Genomic DNA, 11,643 nt, shown 5'->3' with positions numbered 1-11,643 from the left:
AGAGCCGCGGTGCTAGGCAGGGCGGCCGTCCGCACGTTACCATCACGTCTCCCCAAACAATGGTTTTTTCCCCTGCGCGGCAAACGATGGAATACAAAAGCTGGATGTGCCTGATCTGCGGCTGGATCTACGACGAAGAGGCGGGCTTGCCCGACGAGGGCATCGCCCCCGGTACGCGCTGGGAAGATGTGCCGATCAACTGGACTTGTCCGGAATGCGGCGCTCGCAAGGAAGACTTCGAGATGGTGCAGATCTGAGCGGGATCTGAGCGGGATCTGAGCGGTTTCCGCGGCACGTCCCGAGGCCGCCAGCCGGCGCGTCCGACGCGGCGCCGGCGCGCCGGTCCGTCACGCGGTCCGGCCGCGCGGCGTTCGAGCTCTCCGCGTCGACGGTTGCGTGCCCATGACGACGTCCCCGACCGTAATACCGATCCCCGACGCCCTGCCGAATCCGCGTGGCGGTGCCGTGCTGCTGGCGGAGGCGACGCTCGCCGAGGCCAGCACGGCTTCGGGCGAGGCGCTGCCGCGGGCCCTGCGCACCGTCGCGGCGGCCTTGCGCGACGCGGGCTGGCTGGCCGGGCTGCGTTACGCCGAGGCGCTGGCCGCGGTGGCGGGCGAGGGCGCGGCGGGACAGCTTGCGATCACCGCCGAGTTTCGCCAGGCCCTGCGCGACTTCCGCGGGGCGGTCGCCCGTCGCAACCTGCGCGAGCTGGCCTGCTCGCCGGTGCTGCATGCGCATTACGACGCGCTGCGCCGGCTGGCCGGCGCGCCCGCCGCCGAGGCCGCGCCGTTCGAGGTGCTGGCACTGGCCGGGCGGCCGGTGCCGCCGGCCACGCTCGCCGCGCTGCCGGCCGAGCGGCTCGCGCATCTGCGCGCGGCCTACGAGGCGGCCTTGCTGGCCGTGCTGCGCGAGCCCGAGGCGCCGCCCGCGGCGGCGCTCGAGGCGCTCGACAATTGCCTGACCGCGCTGGCCGGCCCCGATCCCTATGACTACTGGCGGCTCGCCCGCGCCTGCCTGCGGGCGTTGCAGGGCGCGCCCGGCACGTCGCCGCGACGCTGGCTCGCGCGCGGCAACCTGGTGCTGCGCGAGCAGATGGGCGGGACGCGAGTCGTCGCCCCGGCGCTGGTGCGCGAGACGCTGGCGCTCGTCTGGCGTGATTTCGCGCTGTACGGCGCGGCCGCCGAGGATGCCGCCGAGGTCGAGCTGCTCAACGATTACGGCTTGACGGTCGACTGGCACGTGGCCGGCTCGCAGGCATCCGAGATGCTCTGGGAAGTCGACGCCGCGCGTGCCGAGGCCGATGCGCTGCGCGACGCGGCGGCCACGCGCCAGCTCGGCGTGGTGACCGTCAACGGCCATGCCTACGAGGACTTCCTGCAGACCGCCGACGCCTCGATGGCCGAGCTCACCGGCGAGCCGGGCGCCGTCGATGCCGGCCAGGCCTGGCGCGCCGCGGCGGCGGCCTATCGCGTCGGCTCGGCCGCCGCCGCGCTCGGGCTCGGCCAGACGGCCCTGATGGCCGACGCGGTGGCGCTGGGCTGGCGCCGCATCACCCACGGCCTGCCGCCCGACGACGGCGGCGCCGCGCTGGCGGCCGGCTCCGATGCGCTGCGCGCGGCGCTCTACAAGATCGCGGCCGGCGTGGCGCCGCCGGACCTGGCGGCCGCGCGCGCGGCCCTGGGCGCCTCGCTCGAGGCGGCGCGGCCCTGAGGTGCCCGCCGAGCCAAACCGGCCCGGCACGCTGTGGCTCGATCGCGTCGGACCCCATCGGCTCGCCCGGTCCGCCGTTCGCATCGGGTTGCGGCCATCTGGCCGGGTTTCACAACCGATTCGAACACATCGCGGACAATGGCCATTTTGTGACTGCGCCCGTGCCCGGCGCGTCGTCCCGGCCTCGCACCCAGCCTGCCGACCGGCCCCGCTCGCGTGATAGAGTGCGACGTGATCCGTCTTATCGACCCTCGCGGGCTGCGTCCCGCCGCGAGGTCTTTGCTAAAATTCACACCATGTCAAAGAGTTCCGATCGCATCAATCTCACCAACCAGTTCCTGATCGCGATGCCGAGCATGTCGGATCCGACCTTCTCGGGAACGGTGGTCTACCTTTGCGATCACAGCGAACGCGGTGCCTTGGGCCTCGTCATCAATCGTCCCACCGACATCGACCTCGAATCGCTGTTCAATCGCATCGACCTCAAGCTCGAGATCGAGCCTCTCCTGCATATCCCCGTCTACTTCGGCGGTCCGGTTCAGACCGAGCGCGGCTTCGTGCTGCACGAGCCGGTGGAGGGCAGCAGCTACAGCTCCTCGATGACGGTGGAGGGCGGCCTGGAGATGACCACCTCCAAGGACGTGCTGGAGGCGGTCGCCTCGGGCAGCGGGCCCAAGCGCTTCCTGCTCACGCTCGGCCACGCCGGCTGGGGCGCGGGCCAGCTCGAGGACGAGATCTCCAAGAACGGCTGGCTGACGGTGGCCGCCGATCCGCGCGTGGTGTTCGACACGCCGGCCGAGGAGCGCTTCGAGGCCGCGCTCGGCCTGCTCGGCGTGTCCTCGACGATGCTCTCGGGCGAGGCGGGCCACGCATGAGCGGTGTCCCCGCGCGCGAGGCCACCCTGCTCGCGTTCGACTATGGCGAGAAGCGCATCGGCGTGGCCGTCGGCAATACGCTGACGCGCACGGCGCGCGCGCTCGTCATCGTATCCAACCTGAATCGCGAATATCGTTTCGAGGCCGTCGGCGCGCTGATCGCCGAATGGCGGCCGGACGCGCTGGTGGTCGGCCTGCCGATGCACCCGGACGGCACGCCGCACGAGATGACGCAGCAGGCCAAGCGCTTCGGCAATCAACTGAACGGCCGCTTCAACCTTCCCGTGAGCTGGATCGACGAGCGCTATTCGTCGGTCGAGGCGCGCGCCGGCTTGCGCGCGCGCGGCGCGAAGGCCGATGCGGCCATCGACGCCGAGGCCGCCCGCGTGATCCTTCAACACTATCTCGACCAGTTGCCTGACCATCATGAGTTCCATTGACGCCGAAGCGCTCTACCGCGAGCTGCTTGACCAGATCCGCGGCGCCTACGGCGACGCCGCCTTCGCGGCCAGCGACGGCCCGGCGATCGCCGGCATCCACAGCGGCGGCGCCTGGCTGGCCGAGCGGCTGGCGCGCGACCTGAAGGCGCCGGGCTTCGGCGTGGTCAACGTGGCCTTGCATCGCGACGACTACGCCAAGAAGGGCCTGCACAGCCAGGCGAGCCCGACCTCGCTGCCGTTCGCGGTGGAAGGCCGCCGCATCCTGCTGGTCGACGACGTGCTGTACACCGGCCGCACCGTGCGCGCGGCCCTCAACGAGCTGTACGACTACGGCCGGCCCGCCGCGGTCGAGCTCGCGGCGCTGGCCGATCGCGGCGGGCGCGAGCTGCCGGTGGCGGCGCGCTTCCTGGGCGGCACGCTCGAGGTGCCGGCCGAGGCGACCCTGGTGCTGGCCCGCGACGCCGACCTCCATTTCACCTTCGAACTCGAGGCGCGCGAGCACTGAGCGCGCCTCGACCGGCGCCCGCCGCGCGTGTTCGCGCGCGGGCGCTGCCCCGGCAACACCTTGGATTCACGTACACCATGACCACCGACACCTCCGGCCGCAGCGGCGCCCAAGCCGCGGCCGCGCCCGCCCAACGCTTCCGCCCCGGCTTCCTGAAGGGCAACCCGCAGCTCACGAAGAACGGCGAGCTCAAGCATCTGCTGTCGATCGAGGGCCTGCCCAAGTCGATCGTCACGCATATCCTCGATACCGCGGAGCAGTTCGTCAGCGTGACGGACCGCGAGGTGAAGAAGGTGCCGCTGCTGCGCGGCAAGTCGGTGTTCAACCTGTTCTTCGAGAATTCGACGCGCACCCGCACCACCTTCGAGATCGCCGCCACGCGCCTGTCGGCCGACGTGCTGAACCTCAACATCAACGCCTCCTCGACCAGCAAGGGCGAGTCGCTGCTCGACACCATCAACAACCTCTCGGCGATGCACGCCGACCTGTTCGTGGTGCGCCATGCCTCGAGCGGCGCGCCCTACCTGATCGCCGAGCACTGCGCGCCGCACGTGCACGTGATCAATGCCGGCGACGGGCGCCATGCGCACCCGACCCAGGGCCTGCTCGACATGTACACGATCCGCCACTACAAGCGCGACTTCACGCAGCTGCGCGTGGCGATCGTCGGCGACATCCTGCACTCGCGCGTGGCGCGCTCCGACATCCACGCGCTGACCACGCTGGGCGTGCCCGAGATCCGCGCGATCGGCCCGCGCACGCTGCTGCCGGGCGGGCTCGAGCAGATGGGCGTGAAGGTCTATCACAACCTGGACGAAGGCCTGAAGGGCGTCGACGTGATCATCATGCTGCGCCTGCAGAACGAACGCATGAGCGGCGCGCTGCTGCCCTCGGCGCAGGAGTACTTCAAGAGCTGGGGCCTGACGCCCGAGCGTCTCGCGCTGGCCGCGCCCGACGCGATCGTGATGCACCCGGGCCCGATGAACCGCGGCGTCGAGATCGACTCGCAGGTGGCCGACGGCCCGCAGTCGGTGATCCTCAACCAGGTCACCTTCGGCATCGCGGTCCGCATGGCCGTGATGGGCATCGTCGCGGGCAACAGCGACTGACCGGCCCGGCCCGGCGCCACGCCGGCCGGCCATCGAATTCAACGCATCCAACGCATTCGCAGGCAGCACATGAAGATTCATATCAAGGGCGGCACGCTGGTCGATCCGGTCGCCGGCACCGAACAACAGTCCGACGTGTTCATCGCCGCCGGCAAGGTGGTCGCGATCGGCGCGGCGCCGGCCGATTTCCAGGCGGCCAGGACCATCGACGCGAGCGGCCTGATCGTCGCGCCTGGCCTGGTCGACCTCTCGGCGCGGCTGCGCGAGCCCGGCTACGAGCACAAGGCCACGCTCGAATCGGAGATGGCCGCGGCGGTGGCCGGCGGCGTCACCAGCCTGGTCTGCCAGCCCGATACCGACCCGGTGCTCGACGAGCCGGGCCTGGTCGAGATGCTGAAGTTCCGCGCCAGCAAGCTGCACCAGGCGCACGTCTATCCGCTCGGCGCGCTGACGGTCGGCCTGAAGGGCGAGGTGATCACCGAGATGGTCGAGCTGACCGAATCGGGCTGCATCGGCTTCACCCAGGCCAACGTGCCGATCCGCGACACCCAGGTGCTGCTGCGCGCGCTGCAGTACGCGAGCACCTACGGCTACACGGTCTGGCTGCGCCCGGTGGACGCCTTCCTCGCCAAGGGCGGGGTCGCCGCCAGCGGGCCGCTCGCCTCGCGGCTGGGCTTGTCGGGCGTGCCGGTCTCGGCCGAGACGATCGCCCTGCACACGCTCTGCGAGCTGGTGCGCGTGACCGGCGCGCGCGTGCACATCGCGCGCCTGTCCTCGGCGGCCGGCATCGAGCTGGTGCGCCAGGCCAAGGCCGAGGGCCTGCCGATCACCTGCGACGTCAGCGCCAACCACCTGCACCTGATCGACCTCGACATCGGCTACTTCGACTCGCAGTTCCGCCTCGATCCGCCGCTGCGCGCCGAGCGCGACCGCGCCGCGATCCGCGCGGCCGTCGAGGACGGCACGATCGACGCGATCTGCTCCGATCACACCCCCGTCGACGACGACGAGAAGCTGCTGCCCTTCGCCGAAGCCACGCCCGGCGCGACCGGCCTGGAGCTGCTGCTGTCGCTGACCGTCAAGTGGGCCCAGGAGGCCGGGCTGCCGCTGGCGCGCGCGCTGAACCGCATCACCGCCGGCGCGGCCGACGTGCTGAAGCTGCCGGCCGGGCGCCTCGAGCCGGGCGGCGTGGCCGACCTGGTGGTGTTCGATCCGGCCGCGCACTGGCAGGTCGAGCCGCGTGCCCTGAAGAGCCAGGGCCATAACACGCCCTTCCTCGGCTACGAGCTGCCGGCCCGGGTGTGCGCGACGCTCGTCGCCGGCCAGGTCGCCTTCGAGCGTCGTTGAGCGGGGCGGGCATCATGAGAGCCTTGCGCAAGCTGCGCCTGATCGTGCATCTGCTGCACGGCATGGCGACCATCGCCCTGCGGTTCGGCGGGGCGAGCCCGGCGCGCCGGCAGGAACTCACGCGTCGCTGGACCCTGAAGATGCTGGCGCTCTGCGGCATGCGCCTGGTCGTGCATCACGACGAGGCGCGGCTCGACGCGGGGGCGCTGGTGATCGGCAACCACGTGTCCTGGCTGGACATCTACGTGATCAATGCCTGGCGGCCGACGCCCTTCGTCTCGAAGGCCGAGGTGCGGCAATGGCCGGTGGTGGGCTGGCTGGCCGAGAAGCTCGGCACCATCTTCCTGCAGCGCGAGAAGCGCAGCGAGGCCAAGCGCATCATGCACGAGCTGGCCGAGCGGCTGCGCGGCGGCGAGCTGATGTGCGTGTTCCCCGAGGGCACCACCTCGAACGGACTCGAGCTGCTGCCTTTCCATGCCAACCTGTTCCAGGCGGCCGTCGAGGCCGGCAGCCCGGTGCAGCCGGTCTGCATCATGTACGAGGACGGGCAGGGCAGGCAGTCGCTGGCGCCGGCCTATACCGGCAAGATGTCGCTGGGCAAGTCGCTCGATCGCGTGCTGCGCGATCGGCCGCTGGTCGCGCATCTCTACGTGGGCGCGCCGATCGAGGCGGGTGAGGATCGTCGCGGGTTGTCGGCGCGGGCTCGCGCGGCGGTGGCCGATGCGCTGGCCGAGATGCAGGCCGGGTGCGCGCGGCCGAGCGCCGAGGCGCTCGCGCAACTGGCGATCGACGAAGTGCCGGCGGGTGGTGAGGCAGTCGCCGCGCCGACCGCCTCGACCGAGACCGCCGAGGCTGCCGTGGCGTCCACGGTGGCGGCGAATGCCGCGGGCGAGACCGAGCCGGTCGCGCGTCGCGACGCCTGAAGCCCGATCGGGCAGCGCGAGGCCGGGGCGGCATCGATGCGCCTCGCCTCGCGCGATCCAATCACGCGCGAGGCGCCGTGCCCGGCGCCCCCCTTCCTCAGTCCTTGCCTGAGCCGCAGCGCTCGCAGGCCACCTGCGTGACGCGTCGCGCGGCCGGATCGTTGCTCAGTTCGACGGCCGACAGGCGATTGCCCCACACGCAGCCCGAATCGAGCGCGACCAGGTTGTCGCGCAGCATCAGCCCGAGCGCGGCCCAGTGGCCGAACACCACGGTCACGTCGGCGCTGCGCCGCCCGGGAACGTCGAACCATGGCAGATGACCTTCCGGCGCCGAATCGGGGCCGCCGTTGCCGCGAAACTCCATGGTGCCGTCCGGCGTGCAGAAGCGGATCCGCGTGAAAGCGTTGAAGGCCACGCGCAGCCGCTCTGGCTTCGACAATCCCGCCTTCCACTGATTCGGCTCGTTGCCGTACAGGCCGCGCAGCGTCTCGCGCCAGTCGGGCGCGCGCAGCGCGCGCTGCAGTTCGTCGGCGAGTTCGAGCGCGAGCGTGACATCCCATTGCGGCAGCAGCCCCGCATGCACCATCAGCTTGCCGTGCTCGAAATGCGCGAAGGGCCGCTGGCGGACCCATTCGAGCAGGGCTTCTGCGTCGGGCGCCTCCAGGATCTCGGCAAGCGTGTCGCCCGCCTTCAACTGGCGGATGCCGGCCGCGGCGGCCAGCAGGTGCAGGTCGTGGTTGCCGAGCACGGCCACGCGCCGCTCGCCCAGCGCGATCACCTCGCGCAGCGTGGCCAGCGAGGCCGGGCCGCGGTTGACGAGATCGCCGGCGAACCAGAGCGGGGTGTCGTCCGAGGGTGCCAGGCGGGACAGCAACTCGACGAGCGGGGCGTGGCAACCCTGGAGGTCGCCGATGGCGATCGGCACGGGGCCGGGGGCAGAGGTCATTGCGGGTTGGATGTGGTGCGATTTAACGATGTTTCGCAAGCTTCCGACGCACGGTACCACAAGTCGCTCAGGGCTTCGGTTCCCGCAGCATGCGAAGGGAATATCCTGCGAATTGGAATTTTCTTAGAATGAAATTCGCATAAAACTCCGATTTATCGACATTTGTCAAGCTGTTGCAAGATGTTAGAGGCATGTTTTTTAGGCCGGCACAGGCCTTATAATTGCGTCCCTATGGGTTGATGGCGGGGCCGCTCGCCAGATGGCCGAACAACAATAGATATACGCGATTCACGGCGCACATTCCGAGGGGGGCGGCGGCAAATTCCGCTCATCGGCTCGATCAGACTCCGTTTTTCGACAAGGGAATCCCATGATATTGGTGACGGGCGGTGCCGGCTTCATTGGCGCCAATTTCGTGCTGGACTGGCTCGCGCAATCCGACGAGCCGGTGCTGAATGTCGACAAGCTCACGTACGCGGGCAACCTCGGCACGCTGAAGTCGCTGCAGGACAATCCGAATCACGTGTTCGCGCGTGTCGACATCTGCGATCGCGCGGCGATCGACGCGCTGCTGGTCGAACATCGTCCGCGCGCGATCCTGCATTTTGCTGCCGAAAGTCATGTGGATCGCTCGATCCACGGTCCAGCCGATTTCGTGCAGACCAACGTGGTCGGCACCTTCACGATGCTCGAGGCGACACGCCAGTATTGGAACACGCTCGATGCCGACGCGAAGACCTCGTTCCGCTTCCTGCACGTCTCCACCGACGAAGTGTTCGGTTCGCTGTCGGCCACCGATCCGCAGTTCTCGGAAACCACGCCGTACGCGCCGAACAGCCCTTATTCGGCAACCAAGGCCGGCTCCGACCATCTGGTGCGTGCCTATTTCCATACCTACGGGCTGCCGGTGCTGACCACCAATTGCTCGAACAACTACGGCCCGTATCAGTTCCCCGAGAAGCTGATCCCGCTGATGATCGCCAATGCGCTGGCCGGCAAGCCGCTGCCGGTCTATGGCGATGGCCAGAACGTGCGCGACTGGCTGTATGTTGGCGATCACTGCTCGGCGATCCGCGAAGTGCTCGCGCGCGGCGTGCCCGGTGAAACCTACAACGTCGGCGGCTGGAACGAGAAGAAGAATCTCGACGTGGTGCACGTGCTGTGTGACCTGCTGGATGAGCTGAAGCCGAAGGCGGGCGCCTCGTATCGCGAGCAGATCGCCTTCGTCACCGACCGCCCGGGGCATGACCGCCGCTACGCGATCGATGCACGCAAGCTCGAGCGCGAGCTGGGCTGGAAGCCGGCCGAAACCTTCGAGACCGGCATGGCGAAGACGGTGCGCTGGTATCTCGACAACCAGGTCTGGGCCGAGGAAGTCGCTTCCGGCGAGTACCGCAAGTGGGTCGAGATGAACTACGCGCAGCGCGCGTGACGAGGAGCAAAACCATGGCACGCAAGGGCATCATCCTCGCCGGCGGCTCCGGCACGCGTCTGTACCCGATCACGCACGCGGTGTCGAAGCAGCTGCTGCCGGTGTACGACAAGCCGATGATCTACTATCCGCTGTCGACGCTGATGATCGCGGGGATTCGCGATGTGCTGATCATCTCCACCCCGCAGGACACGCCGCGCTTCGAGGCGATGCTCGGCGACGGCTCGCAGTGGGGCATGAATATCCGCTACGCGGTGCAGCCGTCGCCGGATGGTCTGGCGCAGGCGTTTCTGATCGGCCGTGAATTCATCGGCAGTGATCCGTCGGCACTGATCCTCGGCGACAACATTTTCTATGGCCACGATCTCGTCAAGCAGCTCCATCGTGCCGATGAGCGCATCGAAGGCGCGACCGTATTCGCCTATCACGTGCATGACCCCGAGCGTTACGGCGTGGTGGAATTCGATGCGGATTTCCGTGCGCTGTCGATCGAGGAAAAGCCGGCCAAGCCCCGTTCAAACTATGCGGTTACCGGGCTCTACTTCTACGATAAGCAGGTGTGCGACATCGCTGCCGAAATCAAGCCTTCGCCGCGCGGTGAGCTCGAGATCACGGATGTGAATTCGCGCTACCTGCAGGCCGGCAGGCTAGATGTCGAGATCATGGGGCGCGGTTATGCCTGGCTCGATACCGGCACGCACGACTCCCTGATCGAGGCGGCGACCTTCATCGCGACACTGCAGAAGCGCCAGGGGTTGGTGGTCGCGTGCCCCGAGGAAATCGCCTACCGGCATCGCTGGATCGATGGTGAGCAGGTTCTCAAGCTTGCCCAGCCGCTCGCGAAGAACGCGTATGGGCAGTATCTGAAGAATCTTTTGACGGAACAGGTGGCATGGCAATCCAGGTAAGCGAAACGGCGCTGTCGGAAGTCAAGATCATCGAGCCGAAGGTGTTCGGCGATGCGCGCGGCTTCTTTTACGAGAGCTTCAACGGCCGCGAGTTTGCAGAAAAGGTCGACCCGCAGGCGGTGTTCGTTCAGGACAATCATTCACGCTCGGCGCGTGGCGTACTGCGTGGGCTGCATTATCAGATCGAGCATGCACAGGGCAAGCTCGTGCGCGTTATTGCAGGTGAGGTGCTGGACGTTGCCGTCGATATCCGCAAGTCCTCCCCGAATTTCGGTAAGTGGGTTGGCGTGCGCCTGAGCGCAGAGAATGCCCGCCAGCTATGGGTTCCGCCAGGCTTCGCGCACGGTTTCGTGACCCTGAGCGAATCAGCCGAATTTCTCTATAAGACGACCGACTACTGGTACCCTGAATTCGAACGCAGCATCGTCTGGAACGATCCGGCGCTCGGGATCGACTGGCAGATCGATTTCGAGCCGCAACTCGCGGCAAAGGATGCGGCCGGCTCGCGGCTGGCCCAGGCCGACGTTTACGCCTGAGTTCGACCATGACAAAACCGCAACGTACGATCCTGCTGACCGGCATCAATGGCCAGGTCGGCTACGAACTGGCCCGCAGCCTGCAAGGGCTGGGGCGCGTGATCGCGCTGGACCGGCAGGCGCTCGATTTATCCGAGCCGGAGTCGATTCGCCGCGTGGTGCGCGAGATCGAGCCGCAACTGATCGTCAACCCGGCGGCCTATACCGCCGTGGATCAGGCGGAGACGGACGTGGCAGCCGCCACGCGCCTGAATGTCGAGGTACCGGCGGTGTTTGCCGAGGAGGCAAAGCGCCTCGATGCCGCGCTGGTGCATTACTCGACCGACTACGTTTATGCCGGCGAAGGCGAGCGGCGCTATGTCGAGACCGATCCCGTCGGGCCACGGAATGTCTATGGGCGGACCAAGCTCGATGGCGAGCGGGCCATCGTGGCATCCGGTTGCCGTCACCTGATCCTGCGTACCAGCTGGGTGTACGGCATGCGTGGGCGCAACTTCCTGAAAACCATGCTGCGCCTGGGTGCCGAGCGCGACGAATTGAACGTTGTGGCCGATCAGATCGGCGCGCCGACTTGGTCGCGGACCATCGCCGACCTGACGGCGGCGATTCTTGCGCAATCGGTCGCGACGGGCTGCACGTCCGACGATTGGTGGACAAACCACTCCGGTATCTATCACCTAGCCGCGGCAGGGGAGACCTCCTGGCATGGTTTCGCCGAGGCGATCTTCGCGGAGTCGGGCGGCGAACGTCGACCGCTTGTTCGACCGATTCCCGCTTCCGCCTATCCGACCCCGGCAACGCGCCCCTCGAACTCGCGGCTGTCGATGGACAAGCTCGAACGCAGTTTCGGCTTGACCGTGCCGGATTGGCGAGAGGCGTTGCGCTTGTGTATGAGGACGGATTGAGCGGCTC

Annotated in this window: 13 protein-coding genes; 12 read left to right on the top strand and 1 reads right to left on the bottom strand. The window is 68.2% G+C overall.

Going from position 1 to position 11,643, the window contains the following annotated elements; genetic code table 11:
- The first annotated feature begins 86 nt into the window (after window positions 1-86).
- The 8 genes from FB600_RS23980 to FB600_RS23945 all read left to right on the top strand — a co-directional run bounded on the left by FB600_RS23980 (window position 87) and on the right by FB600_RS23945 (window position 6,909).
- Window positions 87-257 (top strand): rubredoxin, encoded by a 171-nt coding sequence (locus tag FB600_RS23980; RefSeq protein WP_006400971.1) that lies wholly within the window; start codon window positions 87-89, stop codon window positions 255-257.
- A gap of 145 nt (window positions 258-402) precedes the next feature.
- Complete coding sequence (locus FB600_RS23975) at window positions 403-1,710, top strand: hypothetical protein (RefSeq protein ID WP_186467875.1); 1,308 nt, start codon at window positions 403-405, stop codon at window positions 1,708-1,710.
- A gap of 296 nt (window positions 1,711-2,006) precedes the next feature.
- Window positions 2,007-2,585 carry a YqgE/AlgH family protein gene (locus FB600_RS23970; RefSeq protein WP_013696822.1) on the top strand — a complete coding sequence of 193 codons (579 nt, stop codon included), beginning with the start codon at window positions 2,007-2,009 and terminating at the stop codon, window positions 2,583-2,585.
- Window positions 2,582-3,025 (top strand): Holliday junction resolvase RuvX, encoded by a 444-nt coding sequence (gene ruvX / locus FB600_RS23965; RefSeq protein ID WP_025098733.1) that lies wholly within the window; start codon window positions 2,582-2,584, stop codon window positions 3,023-3,025. The genes FB600_RS23970 and ruvX overlap by 4 nt, the downstream gene beginning before the upstream one ends.
- On the top strand, window positions 3,012-3,530 hold the full coding sequence (pyrR, locus tag FB600_RS23960; protein ID WP_098154483.1) for a bifunctional pyr operon transcriptional regulator/uracil phosphoribosyltransferase PyrR: 519 nt from the start codon (window positions 3,012-3,014) through the stop codon (window positions 3,528-3,530). The genes ruvX and pyrR overlap by 14 nt, the downstream gene beginning before the upstream one ends.
- Before the next feature lie 77 nt (window positions 3,531-3,607).
- Window positions 3,608-4,639, top strand: a complete 1,032-nt coding sequence (locus FB600_RS23955) for an aspartate carbamoyltransferase catalytic subunit (protein ID WP_013696825.1) — start codon at window positions 3,608-3,610, stop codon at window positions 4,637-4,639.
- Window positions 4,640-4,708: 69 nt separating this feature from the next.
- Window positions 4,709-5,986, top strand: coding sequence for a dihydroorotase (locus FB600_RS23950; protein WP_145757394.1), 1,278 nt, complete (start codon window positions 4,709-4,711; stop codon window positions 5,984-5,986).
- 14 nt (window positions 5,987-6,000) lie between these two features.
- Entirely contained in the window at window positions 6,001-6,909 is a 909-nt protein-coding gene (locus FB600_RS23945) for a lysophospholipid acyltransferase family protein (RefSeq protein ID WP_098154480.1), read from the top strand.
- A 97-nt stretch (window positions 6,910-7,006) separates the two neighbouring features.
- Here the strand turns inward: FB600_RS23945 and FB600_RS23940 are convergent, their stop codons facing one another.
- Window positions 7,007-7,855, bottom strand: coding sequence for a symmetrical bis(5'-nucleosyl)-tetraphosphatase (locus tag FB600_RS23940; protein ID WP_096749638.1), 849 nt, complete (start codon window positions 7,853-7,855; stop codon window positions 7,007-7,009).
- A 370-nt stretch (window positions 7,856-8,225) separates the two neighbouring features.
- Between FB600_RS23940 and rfbB the strand changes: the two genes are divergently transcribed.
- Genes rfbB through rfbD form a run of 4 tightly spaced genes read left to right on the top strand, consistent with a single transcriptional unit; the run spans window position 8,226 to window position 11,636 of the window.
- Window positions 8,226-9,287, top strand: a complete 1,062-nt coding sequence (gene rfbB / locus FB600_RS23935; RefSeq protein ID WP_098154479.1) for a dTDP-glucose 4,6-dehydratase — start codon at window positions 8,226-8,228, stop codon at window positions 9,285-9,287.
- 14 nt (window positions 9,288-9,301) lie between these two features.
- On the top strand, window positions 9,302-10,195 hold the full coding sequence (rfbA, locus tag FB600_RS23930; protein ID WP_145757395.1) for a glucose-1-phosphate thymidylyltransferase RfbA: 894 nt from the start codon (window positions 9,302-9,304) through the stop codon (window positions 10,193-10,195).
- A complete protein-coding gene (gene rfbC, locus FB600_RS23925) occupies window positions 10,180-10,731 on the top strand; it encodes a dTDP-4-dehydrorhamnose 3,5-epimerase (RefSeq protein WP_013696831.1) in 552 nt (183 codons plus the stop codon). The genes rfbA and rfbC overlap by 16 nt, the downstream gene beginning before the upstream one ends.
- 8 nt (window positions 10,732-10,739) lie before the next feature.
- The gene (gene rfbD / locus FB600_RS23920; RefSeq protein ID WP_145757396.1) at window positions 10,740-11,636 is read left to right on the top strand and encodes a dTDP-4-dehydrorhamnose reductase; all 897 of its coding nucleotides are present in this window, start codon (window positions 10,740-10,742) and stop codon (window positions 11,634-11,636) included.
- Window positions 11,637-11,643: the final 7 nt, after the last annotated feature.

Origin of the sequence: Burkholderia sp. SJZ089 (assembly GCF_007828315.1) — a bacterium.
Lineage (GTDB): Bacteria > Pseudomonadota > Gammaproteobacteria > Burkholderiales > Burkholderiaceae > Burkholderia > Burkholderia gladioli.
The sequence above is the reverse complement of the archived record's forward strand: the minus strand, read 5'-3'. Positions and strand labels throughout refer to the sequence as shown.